The organism is Chryseobacterium indologenes (assembly GCF_001295265.1).
Classification (GTDB): Bacteria; Bacteroidota; Bacteroidia; order Flavobacteriales; family Weeksellaceae; genus Chryseobacterium; species Chryseobacterium indologenes_A.
Window position 1 is genome coordinate 1 of record NZ_LJOD01000019.1, and the last position, 19,300, is coordinate 19,300.

The window sequence follows — 19,300 nt, forward strand, 5'->3', positions numbered from 1 at the left end:
ATGGCAGCTGGTGAGGTTAATGTTGAATTCGGAATTCAAACAGCAGATATAGGTGGCAAAGATAATACTGTAGTTTATACATCTCACAATGAAACTTCAGCCAATAGTGTTTATAGTGGTGATAATGTTAAATTAAGTGGGCATCTTCATCCGGGATTTATGTTATCTCAAAATGGAGGCGGAATTGATTTTTCAGGTCCTTTAAACCCAAGTGGCTTTATGATGTCCAAATTCCCGACAAAAGAAAATGGCTATACTTTCTCTATAATAAAAAGTGCAATTAAAGGGGATAGAGCATCTGCAGAGAAAATGTCTAAGGCTATACATTTTATTTATTCTCCAAATTATAATACAACAGTAATATATAATAGTTCTACAATAATTAAAGCTTATGAAGGGAAATTTAAGAAAGATTAAGATAGTAATATTTTTAATGACTTTACTAAACAGTGGTGTAAGTTGTTCAGCTCAAAGGGTAGAAAAGGCTTTTAATAATTATTTAGATAATAGGATTAATTCTGGAAGATTTGTTTTTTTTGAAATCAATTTTCTAAAAAAATGTAATGATAATAAGTTTTTGTTTTCTTTGGCAGAAATGAATTACAATGATAATATTCCTAAAAGGCATAAACTATATATGTATAAAAATGTATTAATAGTTTATGATATAGATGAGTCTGAAAAAGATTTGAAAGTCATTGATTTTTTTAATTCTTATTTTAAAGAGATTACATATGATATTTCTATTTTACCAAAAGGAAATCAGTCTCTGGTTAATGCAACTGCTCTTTATTTTGAAAACAATAAATTTATTAATGATGATAAAGAAATAAAGACTTTCATGGAAAATAATTGTAATTAATGTTCTTGCTGTTGCAAAATTTCTCAAAGTTAAGCTAACAAAATAAAAACCATTATGATTATAGTGTTTTTTATGTCTTTATTTACAAAACCTCTGAATGAGTTTCATTATAACAACAAATCTTAGGGGTGTGTTCCTAAGATACTAGGCTTGGAACAGACCCTGATCCCAATGAAGTGGCTATGGATTAGATTATTCCCACTTCAGAAGGTTATTATGATGCACTTAATGGTCAGTATATTTATAATTATACCAATCATTTAGGAAATGTAAGATTAAGCTATACGGATACCAAGAAGAACGGAACGATTCAGCCGAGAATGTATCAGACAACAGTTATTCATTTTTCTCCTGCAGGGAATTTGATTACGCAGGAGTGGAGGCCAGGTGAGATTGTAGAAGTAAATAGTTATTATCCTTTTGGATTACTGCATAATTATACAGCAACAACACAGAATGCGTATCAATATAAGTACAATGGCAAAGCTTAAAGGTGCAAGATTTTATATGCTGGATTGGTTATCACAACTGCACATAAGTATTTTTCCATACTCACTTAAAAGCGTTCTGTTCTCTAAATGCAAAACAATAAATTCCCCAATCTTTCAGGCATTTTATTTGTTCCTCTTTTTGTCTTAAATTTGTAAATTCATTTTACAGGTTTTTATTTCGTGAACAATATTCCGTTCTGCTGTATTTTTTTTGCAGTTAAGAAATATGAAAATCAGTAAATTAAAATTGAAAGACTTATTATGATACGTATTACGAAAATTTTTACATTCGAAACCGCTCATGTGCTGTACAACTATGACGGGAAATGTAAAAATATGCACGGACATTCCTATAAGCTGTTTGTAACAGTGAAAGGGAGGCCCATTAATGACTTGGAAAATCCTAAGAACGGGATGGTGGTAGATTTTGGGGATATCAAAAGTATCGTAAAATCTGAAATTGTAGATGTGTGGGATCATGCCGTTTTGGTTAATGCCCTGTCTCCGCATAAAGAGCTGGGCGAAGATCTGGAACAGAAAGGTCATAAAGTGATCTACTGCAGTTTCCAGCCTACCTGCGAAAATATGTTGTATGCCATTGCTGCAAAAATAAAATCAAAACTTCCGGCTGAGGTTTCTCTGGCCTATCTTAAACTTCATGAAACCGAGAACTCTTACGGAGAATGGTTCGCAGAAGATAATAAGTAATCTGACAGATAAAAACTCAAAACGGTGTTAAAAACGATCATTAATCTCGAGCCGGGAAAAAAGGTATATTTTGCTTCAGATCAGCATTTCGGAGCACCTACACCTAAGGAAAGCAAGGTGCGTGAAGAGAAATTCATACGCTGGATGGATGAAATCAAGGAAGATGCACAGGTCCTGTTTTTAATGGGTGACCTTTTCGATTTCTGGCATGAATGGAAGCATGTAATCCCCAAAGGGTATGTGCGCGTTCTGGGTAAAATAGCAGAATTGAAAGACAGAGGAATTCACATCTATTTCTTTGTAGGAAACCACGATCTTTGGATGAAAGATTATCTTGAAGAAGAAATCGGCTGTACCGTATTCTATCAGAAGCAGTATTTTGAAATGGGCGGAAAACAGTTTCTGCTGGCTCATGGCGACGGATTAGGACCTGGCGATAAAGGGTATAAAAGAATGAAAAAGCTGTTTACCAATCCTGTAGCCCAGTGGTTCTTCAAATGGCTTCATCCCGATATTGCCATGAAAGTAGCATTGTACCTTTCACAGAAAAATAAAATGATTTCCGGAGAAGAAGACAAAGCGTTTCTGGGGGAAGATAAAGAATTCCTGATCATCTATTCAAAAGAGAAACTGAAAACCCAGAAAATAGATTACTTTATTTACGGTCACCGTCACCTTCCGATGGTTCTCAACCTAAACGGAAAGGCAGAATATATCAACCTTGGTGACTGGATTTCGTACTACACCTACGGAGTTTTTGAGAAAGATTTTGAATTGAAAACCTATAAAGACGGAACAAAAAAAAATTACCCCTGAAAGAGGTAATTTCCGAATGGACCAAAGCCCACTCTTGTTTTTAATCCATATTCCGGATAGGTAATTGCAAGAAGTCTACCAAAGTGTAGATCTTCTGGAAAAAAATTAAAAAATATCTTTCCCCTGTAAAATATTAAGTGTAAAATGGGGAGTTTAAAATAGTTTTATTAGAATTGGAAAATATATTCAACATTCAGACAGAACAGGATTTCCTGGACGCAGCATTGAAAACTTTTCGGTATCAGTATGAAAATGTTGAAATATACAGGAAGTTTGTAGACTTTCTGAAGACAGATGTTGAACAGATCAGCACCCTGGAGAAAATTCCGTTTCTGCCCATAGAAATGTTTAAAAATCATCAGATTCTGGATAAAAATGCAGACGCTGATCTTTTTTTTCAAAGCTCAGGAACCACACAGATGAACCTTTCAAAACATCATATTGCAGATCCTCGAAAATATGAAGATAGCATTTATAAAAGTTTTGAGCAGTTTATCGGGAAACCGGAAGACTTTATTTTCCTGGGACTTCTTCCAAGTTACCTGGAAAAACAGAACTCTTCCCTCATTTATATGGTTGATTATCTGATGAAAAAATCAGGAAAACCAGAAAACGGATATTTCCTTTACAATCATACCGAGCTTTTTGATCTGCTGGGCACTCTGAAGGATAAGAAAGTCATTCTGTTTGGAGTTTCCTTTGCCCTGCTGGATTTTTTGGATACATTGAAATCCCTTAACCTCTCAGTTTCCCCATCTCTCAATCTGACCGTGATTGAAACGGGCGGAATGAAAGGCAGAAAAGAAGAAATGACCAAAGACGAGCTTCTGGTTATTTTACAAAACGGATTCAAAACCGAAAAAATCTACTCCGAATATTCAATGACAGAACTGCTTTCCCAGGCTTATTCCCTTGGAAAAAATGAATATACGTGCCCGAAATGGATGAGAGTGATGATCAGAAATGCAGAAGATCCTTTTGCCTATGAAAAAGAAGGGAGAACCGGAGCCGTCAATATCATAGATCTTGCCAATATCCATTCCTGCTCTTTTATTGCTACACAGGATTTGGGGAAAATAAACGGAGATCAGTTTCAGGTGCTTGGAAGAATAGACCATTCCGACATCCGGGGCTGCAGCCTGTTGGTAAGTTAGCAGATGATAGATTAAGTTGAAAATTACCCGATACTTTTACATAGCACAGATAATATCCTTTTCATACAATGATCAAAATAGACGAACTTGTTCATGCCTACATCCATTCTCATTGTGATTTTGAGAAAGAAATTGTGCTGACGAATCATTTCCAGGCCGACTGGGAAGCCGATATACTTATTATTGATGCAGAAGGGTTCAGTCATGAAATTGAGATCAAGCTATCCAGGAGTGACTTTAAAAATGATTTTAAAAAGTCATATCTTAACAAAGATACCGGGGAAAAATTTCTGAAGCATGATAAGGTTTCCTGCGGCGATTATGTCTGTAACGCCTTCAGCTTTCTGCTTCCGATGGGAATGATTGAGCATAAAGACGTTCCTGAGCATTGCGGTATCATTGAATTTTATCATAACGAAGACACTTGGGAAACAGAATTCTACCTGATACGTAACCCCAGGAATGTACACGAAGATTCTTACTGGAAGCTGAACGATAAAGATCTTTTTATCCGTAAAATGGCATTGAATCTCCTGCATCGGAAAATGGAGATCAAAGGGAAGCACGAAGAGCTGATTTTTAAAAATCCTTTTGATATAAAGAAGAAAAAATAACAAATCCTGTCATCTGACAGGATTTGTTACATATGATAATTGAATGTTAAATACAATTAAGCCGCTGCTTCTGACGAGTCTCTCTGAAGCAGGAACTTGTAAATCAGTCCTCCTACAATCCCTCCTAAAATCGGAGCTGCCCAGAACAGCCAAAGCTGGGACATTGCAAGCCCTCCCGCAAAAACAGCCTGTGAAAGAGATCTCGCAGGGTTTACCGAAGTATTGGTGATAGGAATTGAAATTAAGTGAATCAATGTTAAAGCCAGACCGATGGCAATACCTGCAAACTTTCCGTTTGCCCATTTATCCGTTGCTCCCATAATAACAATAAGAAAAAATGCAGTCAGTAAGAATTCTGCAAGAAATGCTGCACCCATGCTGAATGCCTTGTCATTATACACTGCCTCACCATAGAAATTGGTGGCAAATGCCCCGGGCTTGGAAAAATCTACGGCTCCGGCACCATTAAGGATAACATACAGACATCCTGCTGCAACAAGTGCTCCGAGACACTGGGCAACAATGTACGGGATAAGGTCTTTGGCCGGGAATCTGCCTCCAGCCATAAGCCCGAAAGTAACCGCCGGATTAAAATGACCTCCGGAGATATGTCCCACAGCATAAGCCATCGTAAGCACCGTAAGACCAAAAGCCAAAGCAACGCCTAAAAGACCAATTCCGATATCGGGAACTCCGGCTGCAAAAACTGCGCTCCCGCAGCCTCCGAAAACAAGCCAAAACGTGCCGAAAAATTCAGCAAAAAGTTTTTTTATCATGTTGTTTATTTTTAAATGTATCTCAAATGTAGAATTTAAATCTCAAAATAAAAAGATAAATCTTAAAAATATTTCAAATGTTGGAGAACGAAAAAATTGATGATTTACTAATTTGGTTTAATGTTTGTTAAGGATTTTGTTGAAAGAGCATAATGCTCCGGTTTGATTGATACAACATAAATGTTTATCTTTCGTTAGTAATTTTAAAGCATGGTTAATGAGAAAGTTTTTTTGTGTGGTTTTCGTGCCTTTCCTATACAGTCTTTATTATTCACAGGGAACTAAAAAAAATCTTCCCTGTTATGATTTGTCACAGGTTTTAAAGGTAGAGCCTACCCCCCTTTATAAACCCCATCTGGATGCCTCAAAGAGTTTTGGGGTTAAGCTGCTTAAAGATTCTAAAACAGTACAGAAATATGTCAGCAGCGGTAAATTTCACGCCATAAAAAAAACAGGAAAAGGATATCGCGTTCAGAGACTGGATTACAGCAGGGCTTTTATGGTATCCAAAGCCAAAACAACATTGGAGAAAATTGCATCAAGATTCAGTAAAGAGACAAAAGGCCATACCTTTACGGTTTCATCAATGACAAGAACCCTTGAAGACCAGTGCCGATTGAGAAGAGTGAACTCCAATGCCTCTCTAGGGATCAGTTCTCACAATTACGGAAACTCTTTCGATATTTCCTATATACGTTTCAATAACGTACTCAAATATAATCCTAAAATGGAACTCGCTCTGGAGAAAGTCCTGAAATACTATGCAGACGCTGGCAGAATTTACTATATCAAGGAAAAACAGCAGAGCTGCTATCATGTTACTGTGAGGAATTATTAATTACGTAATAAGATGGGTTGAAATCTGGAACAGCGAAGCTATGAAATCCAGACGGAACAACTATTTTATCGTTTTATGGTAAGCTGATGGCTACCAATCTTACCCCGCATTAATTAAAATTCAAATTTCGGTGATTATTTGCACAGCACATTTAGTTTGTATATTTTTATACAAACTAAACAAGCCACATCTATGAACAGAGAACAATATACCCTGGCAGTCGCCCAATGGGGTAACGGGGTTTCTGATTATCACTCAATTACTGAGTGGATCCACACAAACTACACTTTTAAACTATCTAAAGATCAGATTGATAAGATCAAAGACTACAATTCCTACGAATACGTTTGCGCAGAAGTTGGAGTAGTTGAAGGAAGTCTTGTCCTGATTTTTGTTCCATTAACTGAAAAAGGAGAGCTGAATAGTAGTGTCACAGAGTATCAGTACACTACTCTTGAACCTCAGAAATATGATCTTGTCCTTCAGGAAACTAAAGAATTCAAAATCGTAAAAAATGCAGTGCTTTCTAACGACCTTCAGAAAATAGGCAGCAATGCAGATATGTATTTTCCGGTATCAGAGGCTCCTGTTTTCGAGCAGGATAAAGCAGTAGAAGCTATTGAACGCTGGAGAGAAGAAGGAATGGAATGGTTTCATCATGAATGTTCAGAATTCGGAGGTTCAAGAATCTTCAGAAGATTCTATGTTCCTATGGAAGACCTTTGCCATCCGATCCCTGAAGTAACCAGAATCGTATGCTCATTCGGACTTCGTTACAATGATATTTACCAGAGAATGCTGGTCACCCTGATCTTTATTTCTTTCCATGAGCTGTTGCAGAATGGAGGAAGTACATCCGTTATTTCCAATACCTATGACTGGGCAAAACCATGTCCGCCGGTATGCCGTATTCCTGGATTCCCTAATTAAGATCCTAAATATCCGGACGAAAAGGAATGACAGAATTTTTTAAGGCAATTTTATTTCTGAATTACGGACTGCTCCTTTGTGTAATCATTTTGGGAGCAGCCAGATACCGTATACTCAATCCTAAAGAAAAGCAGTATTTTTATTGTATTGCTTTTCTTTTTTTTATTGAACTCCTCAACCTGATCCTGCCTTATGTTTTTAAGCTGAATGATACTTCATTTATCTATCCGTTTTATATTGCCGGAGAATTTTTTCTGCTCAGCACCCTGTTCATCAGAAAGCTGGATGCATCAAAATATTTTGTCGGGCTGGCAGGAGTGCTGGCTGTTGGTCTTATGACCGCAAAATACGCTTTCAACTATCCCGGCAACAGCGATATTGCAAAAGTAGTATCCAATATCATCATTGTCTGTCTTTCGGGCTTCACACTCCTCCGGGAAATTAACGGAGCTTCTGCAAAGAATAGATTTCTTTTGGTAGATGCCAGTATTTTCTTCTATTATTCCGTTTCAGTATTTTTCTTTATTATCCAGCATCAGCTTGCCAATCTTTCTGATGATGATTTTTATTTTATGCTGAGCATTAATAATATTTTGCTGAGTATCTTATATTGTTCATTTATATACACCTTTATCAAATTAAAGAAGTAACTTTAAATATCAGTCTTTTGGTTCTTATAATTGTTACCATAACAGTTATAGTATCCTTTATACTCCTGGCTTACCGTTCATTCATCAACCGGATTATTAAAGAAAAAAATGCCCAGCATGAAGCCGAAGTTCTTCACCAGAAAAGCCTGGTGCTAGAAAATATTAAAGTTCAGGAAGAAGAAAGAAAAAGAATAGCCGTGATGATTCATGATGATATTGGGAACAGACTTAATATTTTATCGTTATGGCTCAATAATCTCGATACCAAAGGCGATGAGGTAATTAAAAAGAATATTTACAGCCAGATGTCATCACTGATTGACGCGGCAAGAAGCATTTCACATTCATTATATCCTGTAAATCTTGAATCGGTAGGGTTGGTTTTGTATGTAGAAGAGCTGATCGCCAACCTGTCTCATAAAATCAATATTTCTTTGCAGGTAATGCCGGGTTACAGAAAAAAAGATATTTTTACAGAAGTGCAGCTGTACAGGATTATTCAGGAATTTACAACCAATGTAATCAAGCATTCCCGGGCAACAGACCTCTGGATCTATATCAAAGATTATCCTTTGTATATGGCTGTGGTAATATCAGATAACGGACAGGGATTTGAATATGATCAGGTGAAAAAAGGCATGGGAATCAAAAATATAGAATCCCGGGTAAAATCAATGAATGCCGTCCATAAGTGGAAAAGTACCCTGAAAAAGGGAAGCCGTTTAATTATTATAATTCCAACAAACCATGAACCCGCAAATCAAAATAGTGCTGATTGATGATGAACAGCTGATCCTGGAAGGAGTAAAAATGCTGTTGTCAAATGAAAAAAATATCTCCGTATCGCTGACTTCCGGTAACGGACCGGATTTTATTGAAAAACTGGAAGAACTTTCTAACGAAAATTTTCCGGATATTGCCCTTGTAGATGTACAGATGCAGCCCATGAACGGCTTTGAGCTGGTGGAAATTTTAAAAGAAAAATACCCCGAGCTGAAGATCATTATCCTTTCTTCCCACTATAAAACATCTATTCTCGGATATATGGTTAAACTGGGCGTTTCTGCATTTCTTCCCAAAAATTCAGACAGGAAAACATTTATTGATGCCATCACGATGGTTCATAAAAACGGCGTATTCTTTACTGCTGAAGACCATCAGATGCTGTTTACCTATATGAACAGCTCTACAAAGAAAAAATCCCTTTTTGAAATGGAAGATGAACTTTCCGAAAGAGAAAAAGATGTGGTAAAGCTGATCTGCCAGGAATATACCAACAATGAAATTGGAGAAAAGCTGTTCATCAGTCCAAGAACAGTAGAAAGCCACAGGCAGAGGATCCTTGAAAAGATAGGAGCCAAAAATACAGTAGGTATTGTGATCTATGCCATCGTTAATAATATTTATACCCTCGAAAAAATATGATTCCGTAGAAATACGGATTTTTTTTATCTGGTGATTTCACGCTTGCACATCTGTTTTGTCTTTCGTTAATTTGAAAAAAGAAGTTTAGTGCCGGTACTAAGTGCTTGTAGTTCATCAAGATGTACCGGGAATAGTCAATTACAACACAGAAACACAAAGATGAAAAACGATGGAATAGTATCAGTCGGAATTTTTTTTGACGGAACGGGAAACAACGGAATTAATGCCACCTCAGCGAATATGCCTGCAAAGAATAATGAAAGCTATCAGGCAGCAGCTACCAATATTTATAAACTGTTTAATTTATTCAATGGAAACCACAAATTATATGTTGAAGGAATTGGTACATTAAACGGAGGAGAAGATCGTAATTTCGCAATGGCTACCTGTAGCAATCCTCCGGGAGAGAAAGGATATTCTTCGGATGATAAACTTCAGAAGGCCTATGATTTTGTAGCGCATACGATTAATAATACCAACAGAATATACCATTTTTATATCTATGGGTTCAGCAGGGGAAGTATGCTGGCAAGACATTTCAGCAATCAGATTCTGCTGCAGTACCCTTCGGCATCTGTTAAAATAAAATTTCTGGGTGTTTTTGATACCGTAGAATCCAAACCTTTCAATACATACATGACCAATCTGCCACAGGAAACAGAAAATGCTCTTCACCTCTGTGCCGTGAATGAATGCAGATATTTTTTTCCGCTAACCGGCTTTTTTGAAACTTCCGGAAATATGAGGGATACAAAAACAGAAACCTGGGATGCTGTATGGAAAGAAATCTTTGTTCCCGGAGCCCATGCAGATGTAGGAGGAGGCTATCTGGAAGGGCCTCAGTCTGTTTATATATCTACGGATTTTCTCAATGTCCAGGATCTGCAGGATTATGTATCAGATATAAGAAATGCAAAGACAGACGCGGCAGGAAATAAAATATGGGATTCGCTGCTTTCAGAATTTCAGATTGAAAAAGGAGTGATGCTTGCCCAGGCTTATGTTTCCAGAGACAAAGTGTATCAGGATCTGTCAAAAGTATATGGAAGGCTGATGCTGGAAGAAACCAACAGGGTGGCATTACAGATCTTCAGTTCAGATTTTAAAGAAGATGATTTTGAAATAGATGCAGAAAAACATCCGTTTCTTGCAGACTTCTATGCTCATGTTACAGACTATGTTAAAAATATGCAGCCGGATTCCCAGCCGGTATATGATTATAGCCGCTTTGCAAAGTATACCCATATTTCTGCCAACTTCGGGCTGTACAGTGATGAAGTATTAAAAAGATCCACAAGAGATATTAGTGCGGAGCTAATTAATAATGGGCTCAACGTACCGAGCAGCAGCTCCCTGGATCATGAAAACCATACCAAAGTGATCATGGAGCTTCACCTTCCCGAAGACAGCTTTATCCCTGATTTTCTCTACGGAACCAATGTCCCGAACAACGATATCTGGAGTCGTACCATTGAGATGAGAAGGAACAAAATGAAAGAAGAAAGCCGGAGGTAGGAAGGTGACAGCCTCTAAGATCCGAAAAGCCAAAACAACTTGTATAAAAGATAATAGCCGTTTCATAAAATAACCCAAGCTTAAGGCAGAATTTAGCCTCCATCTTCCCCCGCTTTTTATTTCTGGCCTATTCATTTCTTTTTCCGTACTTTTGCACCCGAAAATTCATTATTCATTACTAATTATTAATTAAAGAAATGCTTTCGGTTCAAGGTTTAGGATTACATCATTCGGGAAATTATCTGTTTCAAAATGTAAATTTTACCATCAAAAAAGATGATAAAGTGGGCTTGGTAGGAAAAAACGGAGCAGGGAAATCCACTCTGTTGAAAATGCTGTCAGGAGAAATTAATTTCTACGAAGGAAATGTTGTTCCGGAAGGAAATATTACCATTGGCTTCCTGAAACAGGATCTTGATTTCGTAAAAGGAAGAACGGTATGGAATGAAACAATGCAGGCTTTTGAGCAAATTAATGCATGGAAACAGGAACTTGAAGAAGTTAACCATCAGATGGCTGTAAGAACCGATTACGAAAGTGATGCCTATACAGACCTTATCAATAAGATGACCGAACTGAACGATCTTTTGATGAACCATGATGCCTATAATCTTGAAGGTGATATGGAGAAAATATTGTTTGGTTTAGGTTTTAAAGCAGATGACTTCCATAAAATTACTGATGAATTTTCCGGAGGCTGGAGAATGAGAATCGAACTGGCCAAGCTGCTGCTTCAAAAGAATGACATCATGCTTCTCGATGAGCCTACCAACCACCTCGATATGGAATCCATCATCTGGCTGGAAAGCTTCCTGAAAGACTATCCGGGAGCCATTGTTCTGGTAAGCCACGACAAACAGTTTATGACTTCGGTGTGCAACAGAACATTTGATATCAATAACAAAAAAGTTGACGATTATAAAGCCAATTATTCCAAATATCTTGTGATGCGTGAAGAACGCCGTGAAAAACTGATTCAGGCTAAAAAAAATCAGGACGCGGAAATCAAGCAGATGGAAGATAATATCAATAAGTTCCGGGCCAGTGCTACCAAAGCCTCTTTTGCCCAGTCCCTTATTAAAAAGCTGGATAAAATTGAGCGTATTGAAGTTGATAATGAAGATGTTTCCAAATTCAATATCCGCTTCGTACAGTCTATAGTACCCGGAAAAGTTATTTTCGAGGCTGAGCATTTAGGAAAAGCTTACGGAGACAAGCAGATTTTTGATGATGTAGATTTTATTGTTCAGAGAGGAGACAGAATTGCTCTTTTAGGACAAAACGGACAAGGAAAAACAACATTAGCCAAAATTCTTGCCGGAGATATCAAAGATTACACAGGAACCTGGAATTTAGGACACAACGTAAACATTGGATATTTTGCCCAAAATCAGGAAGAAGTGCTTACTCCCAATAAAACAGTGTTAGAAGAAGCCGAAGATGCAGCAACGGAAGAAACAAGACCCAGAGTAAGAGATCTTTTAGGATCTTTCCTTTTCCAGGGAGAAGCAGTAACCAAGAAAACCAAAGTGCTTTCCGGAGGAGAAAGAAACCGTCTGGCCCTTTGTAAACTATTGCTCCGTCCCTTCAATACGCTGATTATGGATGAGCCTACCAATCACCTGGATATCCAGTCTAAGGAGATTATCAAACTGGCTTTGCAGAATTTTCAGGGAACATTAATCGTAATTTCTCACGACAGGGAATTCCTGGATGGGCTTTGTGACAAGATCTACGAGTTCCGTGACGGAAGAATGAAAGAATTCCTGGGAAGTGTAGGAGAATATCTTGAATACAGACAAAAAGAAACCCTCAGAGAGATTTCTGCCGAAAGGGCGAAGCTCCACAATGAAGAGGTAAAGCCGGAACCTAAAAAAGAAGAAGTAAAACCTGCTGCTTCAAACAGCCAGTCATCTGTTATCATCAGCAAAGAGCAAAAAAATATTCAGAATAAACTGAAAAAGGTAGAGGAAAAAATTTCAGAGCTTGAAACCGAAATAGAAAAAATGGAGGCTTCATTTGCCCAGGAAAATCCTTCAGATGAAACTTTGGAAAAATATAATAAAATTAAGGAAGAACTTGAACTTGCATTACAGGAATGGGAATATTTAGGTTCTCAGCTGGATTAATTTTGTAATGAGGAAGAGCCGGGAAATGATTCCAAAATAAAATAAATAAAGGGTGCCTACGGATAATAGTTTGCAGAACCTTGTATGACTTTTGCCAGGCTTACACCCTTGTTTATCTTATTCCTTGTTTATCATTGCGATAAAATAAAATCCTCACTTTTTCAAAGGCTTTTCCATCAGTGTATTAACCTGAATTGATTATTTTAATCCTGTTCTGCTGTAACAAAAAATACTGATTCTCTACTTATTGAAAAGAGTACTAAACCTATTTTTAATATAAGTTTAATTCAAAAATTAAATTATTTTTATAATTTTGACAAATGGTTTTTAAGGAAAGCAGAAATCTGAAGAGTTTTATCGCCAAGCTTTTGTTTGGGATATACTTCGTTGCGCTGTTTTCCCAAAGCTTTCACCATCATGATTCTGTAGACTATTTTAAAAGCTTCAGTCTTAAAAAAACAGAAAACACCATGGCAAAGTCTTCCGGAAAAGAAAAAGCTGGGGACTGTCTTGCCTGTCATTTCCTGGCAACAGGACATACCTTAGTTCCTGAAGAATACGATTTTACTTTTGAACGTTATACGCAGGAAGTAGAACTCATTATTGCTGTTCAGGAAAGAATATGGTCTCAGACTAAATTCACATTTCAGCTTCGGGGTCCGCCCGCAATTTCATAATTCATAGATTCTTCTGGGTTTAAAATATAGTGTTTTAGATTTAATGTCCAATGTTTGACGTTTAGAGCCTGATGTTGCTGATAAAAACAATCAGTACTGTGCCGGCTTAAAATAATAACAGCAGCTTTTAACGTACAGCCTGCTTTCGTCATCAATAAATGGTACATTATTTACACTGAACATCATTCAAACTAAGCCCATCCATTAATTTTTACGAAAAATGTATCTCAAAAAGGTACGCAATCTATCTATTGACAATGAAATTGATATATAGCCTGCTGCTGGTCTTTTGCGGACTGGCGCTTACAAGTGCTCAAAAAACGTACACCATTGAAGGAACTGTTCAGGATTTTCATGATAAGACCATGCTGGAAAATGCCGTGGTGAAAATCGGAGAATTCACAACAAAAACAGACCAGAAAGGTAAGTTTATTCTTCATAAGATTCCTGCGGGAAAATATACACTCATTGCTAAACATCCTGATTGCAATGATTATACTGAAAATATAGGAGTTGACCAGGATCTTAGCCTCACGATTACACTGGAACATCACTCCGGTGATATCGAAACCATTACCCTGCACGGAAGCCATAAAAAGAAGGCCTCCGTGATTATGAAAACGCTGGATAAAACTGAAATCGAAAGAAATTCAACGGAAAATCTGGGGAATTTACTTTCAAGACTATCCGGAGTTACAGCATTGAAAACAGGGAATAATATTTCAAAACCTGTTATTCGAGGGCTTTACGGAAGCCGTATTTCTATTTTGAACGGCGGGGTGAAGATGGCAGAACAGGAATGGGGAGTAGAGCATGCTCCCAATGTAGACGTTAATGATTTTGAACACATCGATGTGGTCAAAGGAGCGTCGGCATTAAAATACGGAAGCGAAGGAATCGGGGGAACCATCATTCTTGAACCGGCACCGCTGCCTAAAAAAGATACCCTGATGGGAAATATAAAACTGTCGGGAATATCTAACGGAAGAGGTGGTGAACTGTCTGCAAATGCTTTGAAATCCTGGAAAAATGACTGGTTTGTAAAAACCGGAGGAAGCTATAAGAAGCTGGGAGACCAGTACATTCCCCATCACACACTGCAAAATACCGGACTGGAAATTAATTCTTTTAATTTTTCTTTCGGGAAACAGAGTTTTATGCAGGGATTTGAAGTAGCCTATAGCGGAATCAACCAGGAATTCGGGATTTACAAAGGTGCCCACCTTGGAGGACCGATAGATTATTATAATGCCGTAAACCTTGGGCAGGCCTATTTTTATGACGGCTTCAGCTATGATATCAACAGCCCGAAACAGGAAGTTGAGCATCATATCGGAAAAGTGATGGCCTACAAACGGTTTGCAGATTTTGGAAAACTGACTTTCCAGTATAGTTTTCAGCTGAACAGACGTAAGGAGTTTGACATCAGAAGGGGAGAGCTGAATGCTGTTCCTTCCATGGATTTAAGATTGATTACCCATACAGCAAGCTTAACACATCTTCTTGAACGCTCAGCCTGGAGCCTGGAAAGCGGAATCTCAGCGGGATATCAGGATAATTATCCAAATCCGGCTACCAAAGCCAGACGTCTGATCCCTGATTATTACCGCTATGATGCGGGCGCATTTTCTGTATTTAAATACAGATTTAATGGTAAACTGAATGCAGAAGCTGCTGTACGGTATGATTTCAGCAGATACGATGCCTATAAATATTATGATGCTTCCGAATGGGAAAGTAAATATGCAAACCTTTTTCCACAGTTTTTTGTCCAGAAAAATGACAGCAGAATTCTGACCCGCCCGATTCTGGATTATCATAATCTTTCAGCCAATATCGGACTGAATTATACCCCGGTTCATAATTTTGAAGTGAAACTGAACGCATCCAGAGCAGAAAGAACTCCAAATCCCGCAGAATTATTTGCAGACGGACTTCACCATTCCGCAGCCGTGATGGAAAAAGGAGACCTGGCCATCAAAAAAGAAACAGCGTATAACGTGAATCTTTCTTTGGCAGCCCAGCTTGATGTGTTGAAAGGCCTGCACATTGAAGCAAGTCCTTACTTTATGTATTCTGACAGCTTTATCAATCAGGTTCCAACGGGGATACAGTCAACCAACAGAGGAGTTTTCCCGATCTGGACATATCAGCAGATTAAAGCCAGAATGTACGGATTGGATGCAGAAGCAGAGCTTCGGATTCTTGATAACCTGAACTTCAGATCCGCATTCAGTACATTGAGAGGTGATGATCTGACCAATGATGAGCCCCTTATTCTGATGATGCCGACTAAACTTCGGAACAGTGTTGAGCTGAAGCTTAACAAACCATCTAACTTTTATATCACTTTAGAAAATGATATTGTTTCACACCAGAAACGTTTTCCGGTAAGAAATCCCGATATCACCTTTATAGAAGATGGAGCGCTGGTAACGAAAACCATCGATATGAGCACTCCTCCTCCTGGATATGTGGCATTCAATGCCTCTGTAGGAGCAGATATTTTCAAAAACTTTAACCTGAATTTCAGAATAAATAACATTACGAATACACTTTACAAAGAATATCTTAACAGGTTAAGATTAGTAATGTATGAACCGGGAAGAAACTTCGTGGTTACTCTGAAATACAATTTCTAATTTATTATTAATACTTAAAATTTAAATCAAAATGAAAAAAATATTCAATATAACACTTATACTTTTCGCTGCAGTTCTTTTATTCTCATGTAGAAATGATGATAACGACAGCATTCCGGAAGATATCCACGAACATGAGGAAATCGAAAAGCTGGTGGTGAAACTGACGAATAAAAACGATGCCACTGATATTCAGACGATCAATTATATCGGAGGAGTGGCAGATGCCCATATCCATGCGCATGCCGGTGATGTATATACGGTAGAGCTTGATTTTCAGGTAATGCATGATAATCATTATCACAGCGCCAACGACGAGATCATGGAAGAAAAAGATGAACATTTTATCATTTTCAATTTCGCAGGAGCCGATGTTAATGTGAAAAGAGCTGCAGATGATGTCGTAAGAACAGATGGAAAAAGACTGGGCCTTAAAACAGAATGGACTGTGGTAAGCACAACAACAAACGGAAAAGCGAATATCAAACTTATCCACGCACCAACTTCGGTAAATGAAAATTCACCTTCATCCAATAACCAGCTTGGTAGTGTGGTAGGAGGAGAAAGTGATGTGGATGCCTTAATTGATATCCACCCATAAAAACCTTAATATTAAAGTAACCAGCCGCTGAATTTTTCAGCGGTTTTTTATTTATAAATATTTGACCGTTAAGAATTTATTATTAATGAGTTATTTTCATAAAAATTTCATATTTTTGCAACCTAAAATTTTAATCAATAATGAAGGTTACCGCACAAAACCATGATGACGTAAGTGCTTTACTTACCGTAACATTGGAAAAATCTGACTACAAAGAAAGAGTAGAAAAGCAATTGATTAATTATGCTAAAAATGCGCAAGTTCCTGGTTTCAGAAAAGGGAAAGTGCCTTTAAGTATGGTTAGAAAACAATATGAAGCAGGTATTGCATTTGAAGAAATCAACAAACAGGTTTCTGACGCTCTTAACAACTACGTTAACGAAAACAAATTAAGACTAGTTGGACAGCCTGTTCCTCAGCCAGTAAACGAATTCGATTACAATGCTGATCAATTGGAAGTTGCTTTTGAAGTTGGATATGAGCCTGAATTCACTATAGATTTAGCGTCATACGAAGCTCCTCACTACAAAGTTGAGGCTTCTGAAAAAGAGATCAACAAGAGCATCGAGAACATGCAGAGACGTTTTGCAGAGCAGGTTCCTCAGGATAAGATCACTAAAGATTCTTATATTGCTTTAGAAGTTTCTCAGGTTGTAGAAGAAGATGCAGAAGGAGAGCACCACCACCATCCAAAGAACGTTACCATTACAGCTGAAAACAAAGAAGCTTTCAAATTGGTAAAAGGTCTTAAAATGGACGGATCTGTAAAAGTAACAAAAGAAACTCTTGCAGGAGACGAAGAATTAGCTAAAGAATTAGGATTCAGCAAAGAAGAAGTAGAACATTTACACCACGCTGAAGTAGAAGTAACTGTAAAAGATTTCTATTCATTAAACCTTGCTGAACTTAACCAGGATCTTTTCGATAAGGTATACGGAGAAGGAAACATCAAGTCTGAAGAAGAGCTTAAAGAAAAAGTAAAATCTGAATTGGATGAGTATTTCCAGCAGAATGCAGACGTTCACTTTGTGAATAAAGTATTGGAGCAGGTTACAGAGAAAGAAGAAGTGAAACTTCCTGAAACTTTCCTTGTAAAATGGTTACAGTTCTCTAACCAGAACATCCAGTCTGAAGAGCAGGCAAAAGCAATTCTTGAAGCAGAGAAAAACCAGCTAAGATATCAGATTATTGAAGGTAAATTAATGACGGACAACGAAATTCAGCTGGATTATGCTGATGTATTGGCTCAGGCTGAGCAGTTGGTAAGAAATCAATTGGCAATTTACGGAATTCACCACCTAGGAGATGAGGAAATCCAGAAATATGCTGTTGAAATGTTGAAAGACCAGGAACAGGTAAGACAAATTTCTTCTGAAGTAGCTATGGCTAAATTAAAAGACGTTATCCTTGAGAAAGCAGGTAAAAAAGAAACTGTAATCTCTCACGATGAGTTTTTAGAAGAACTTAAGAAATAATATTTCTTGATATAAATATTTCAAAACCGCCATAAGTGGCGGTTTTTTGTTTAAACAGATCAGATCTGTTAAAGTTAGTTAATCAAATTCCTTTATTTATAGAAATTTGCTTACCTCATAATTCCTTATTCTACCGCTTCCATCTCCCATTGCTGAAGAGTCCGCTAATATTCAGCTTATCCTGACCATTTTTTTGTTGATTTTATTTTCTTCAATATTCATATATTTACACCTTAAACTTATTATCATTATTATGAAAAAGATCATCATTCCGTTTTTCTGTGCCGTACTTTTTTCGGTTCCGGCAGCGGCTCAAAAGAAAAGTGCAGCTCCTGCAAAGACGGAAGTTGCCAAATCACAATTAACACCTAAAGATGTTTTGGATAAATATTTTACCGCACTGGGCGGAAAAAATAAATTAGAGGCTGTAAAATCTATCATCATTGAAAATACGATGAATACCCAAGGGATGGAAATTGCAATGACTACCCAGAAATCAGGAAATAAATTCAAATCCTCACAATCTGTAATGGGGCAGTCGGTAACTCAGGTTTTCGATGGAGAAAAAGGATATGTAGATCAGATGGGAAAGAAAGTAGATCTTCCGGCAGATCAGATTCCTGCTTTGAAAAAAGGAACTCCGGTTGAAGCGCTGGCTTTTGAAGATGCAGATTTTAAGTCAGCTTCAGTAGAAAAATTAGATGGTAAAGACTATAATGTGCTGGCTTCCGATAAAGGTAAATCTTACTTTGACATTGCTACAGGACTCTTATATAAAGTAGGATCTGAGCAAGGGGGCATGACCGTTAAAAATTATATGACTGTTGATGGATTAAAGTTTCCTTCAGAAGTGGAATTCGAAGGAAACGGACAGAAAGCAACGATTAAAACTACCAAGATTACTCTTAATCCGGTAATCAATGATAGCGAATTCAAATAAAAATTGATTTTTTTTAATGCAAAGCCGGGTATTTTCCCGGCTTTTTTGCTGGATTTT

19 protein-coding genes and 1 pseudogene are annotated in these 19,300 nt (G+C 37.5%); 19 read left to right on the forward strand and 1 reads right to left on the reverse strand.

All coding sequences use genetic code 11. The annotated features are described in order from the left end of the window. The 7 genes and pseudogenes from AOB46_RS20135 to AOB46_RS20160 form a co-directional block, all read left to right on the forward strand. Positions 1–417 (forward strand): hypothetical protein (locus AOB46_RS20135; protein ID WP_062702769.1); only part of this gene is annotated, 417 nt, incomplete at its 5' end. Beyond that, a complete protein-coding gene (locus AOB46_RS20140; protein ID WP_131724427.1) occupies positions 392–862 on the forward strand; it encodes a hypothetical protein in 471 nt (156 codons plus the stop codon). The genes AOB46_RS20135 and AOB46_RS20140, both read left to right, overlap by 26 nt. Before the next feature lie 194 nt (positions 863–1,056). Further along, positions 1,057–1,347: pseudogene (locus tag AOB46_RS24120) on the forward strand (hypothetical protein); the annotation flags it as partial. A 267-nt stretch (positions 1,348–1,614) separates the two neighbouring features. Further along, positions 1,615–2,061, forward strand: coding sequence for a 6-pyruvoyl trahydropterin synthase family protein (locus AOB46_RS20145; protein WP_062702773.1), 447 nt, complete (start codon positions 1,615–1,617; stop codon positions 2,059–2,061). A 24-nt stretch (positions 2,062–2,085) separates the two neighbouring features. Continuing rightward, positions 2,086–2,877, forward strand: coding sequence for a UDP-2,3-diacylglucosamine diphosphatase (locus tag AOB46_RS20150; RefSeq protein ID WP_082377305.1), 792 nt, complete (start codon positions 2,086–2,088; stop codon positions 2,875–2,877). Between the two features lie 173 nt (positions 2,878–3,050). Continuing rightward, the gene (locus AOB46_RS20155; RefSeq protein ID WP_062702775.1) at positions 3,051–4,031 is read left to right on the forward strand and encodes an acyl transferase; all 981 of its coding nucleotides are present in this window, start codon (positions 3,051–3,053) and stop codon (positions 4,029–4,031) included. Between the two features lie 68 nt (positions 4,032–4,099). Continuing rightward, entirely contained in the window at positions 4,100–4,645 is a 546-nt protein-coding gene (locus AOB46_RS20160) for a hypothetical protein (protein ID WP_062702777.1), read from the forward strand. Positions 4,646–4,701: 56 nt separating this feature from the next. On the opposite strand, the gene aqpZ is transcribed toward AOB46_RS20160, so the two are convergent. Continuing rightward, positions 4,702–5,418 carry an aquaporin Z gene (gene aqpZ / locus AOB46_RS20165; RefSeq protein WP_062702953.1) on the reverse strand — a complete coding sequence of 239 codons (717 nt, stop codon included), beginning with the start codon at positions 5,416–5,418 and terminating at the stop codon, positions 4,702–4,704. 220 nt (positions 5,419–5,638) lie between these two features. Here aqpZ and AOB46_RS20170 point away from each other — a divergent pair, with 220 nt between their 5' ends. The 12 genes from AOB46_RS20170 (at position 5,639) to AOB46_RS20225 (ending at position 19,243) form a co-directional block, all read left to right on the forward strand. After that, positions 5,639–6,259, forward strand: a complete 621-nt coding sequence (locus tag AOB46_RS20170; RefSeq protein ID WP_062702779.1) for a DUF5715 family protein — start codon at positions 5,639–5,641, stop codon at positions 6,257–6,259. 192 nt (positions 6,260–6,451) lie between these two features. Then, a complete protein-coding gene (locus tag AOB46_RS20175) occupies positions 6,452–7,189 on the forward strand; it encodes a hypothetical protein (RefSeq protein WP_062702781.1) in 738 nt (245 codons plus the stop codon). A 26-nt stretch (positions 7,190–7,215) separates the two neighbouring features. Then, positions 7,216–7,839 carry a hypothetical protein gene (locus tag AOB46_RS20180; protein WP_062702782.1) on the forward strand — a complete coding sequence of 208 codons (624 nt, stop codon included), beginning with the start codon at positions 7,216–7,218 and terminating at the stop codon, positions 7,837–7,839. A gap of 17 nt (positions 7,840–7,856) precedes the next feature. After that, complete coding sequence (locus AOB46_RS20185) at positions 7,857–8,618, forward strand: sensor histidine kinase (protein WP_241489245.1); 762 nt, start codon at positions 7,857–7,859, stop codon at positions 8,616–8,618. Next, positions 8,587–9,264 (forward strand): response regulator transcription factor, encoded by a 678-nt coding sequence (locus AOB46_RS20190; RefSeq protein WP_062702784.1) that lies wholly within the window; start codon positions 8,587–8,589, stop codon positions 9,262–9,264. The genes AOB46_RS20185 and AOB46_RS20190 overlap by 32 nt, the downstream gene beginning before the upstream one ends. A gap of 159 nt (positions 9,265–9,423) precedes the next feature. Beyond that, on the forward strand, positions 9,424–10,779 hold the full coding sequence (locus tag AOB46_RS20195) for a T6SS phospholipase effector Tle1-like catalytic domain-containing protein (RefSeq protein WP_062702786.1): 1,356 nt from the start codon (positions 9,424–9,426) through the stop codon (positions 10,777–10,779). A gap of 197 nt (positions 10,780–10,976) precedes the next feature. After that, complete coding sequence (locus AOB46_RS20200; protein ID WP_062702788.1) at positions 10,977–12,908, forward strand: ABC-F family ATP-binding cassette domain-containing protein; 1,932 nt, start codon at positions 10,977–10,979, stop codon at positions 12,906–12,908. A 320-nt stretch (positions 12,909–13,228) separates the two neighbouring features. Next, a complete protein-coding gene (locus AOB46_RS20205) occupies positions 13,229–13,585 on the forward strand; it encodes a hypothetical protein (protein ID WP_062702790.1) in 357 nt (118 codons plus the stop codon). Positions 13,586–13,842: 257 nt separating this feature from the next. Continuing rightward, a complete protein-coding gene (locus tag AOB46_RS20210; RefSeq protein ID WP_062702792.1) occupies positions 13,843–16,227 on the forward strand; it encodes a TonB-dependent receptor in 2,385 nt (794 codons plus the stop codon). Between the two features lie 31 nt (positions 16,228–16,258). Next, on the forward strand, positions 16,259–16,828 hold the full coding sequence (locus AOB46_RS20215) for a hypothetical protein (protein ID WP_062702794.1): 570 nt from the start codon (positions 16,259–16,261) through the stop codon (positions 16,826–16,828). 140 nt (positions 16,829–16,968) lie between these two features. Then, positions 16,969–18,303 (forward strand): trigger factor, encoded by a 1,335-nt coding sequence (locus tag AOB46_RS20220; RefSeq protein WP_062702796.1) that lies wholly within the window; start codon positions 16,969–16,971, stop codon positions 18,301–18,303. A gap of 253 nt (positions 18,304–18,556) precedes the next feature. Continuing rightward, a complete protein-coding gene (locus tag AOB46_RS20225; protein WP_062702798.1) occupies positions 18,557–19,243 on the forward strand; it encodes a LolA family protein in 687 nt (228 codons plus the stop codon). Positions 19,244–19,300: the final 57 nt, after the last annotated feature.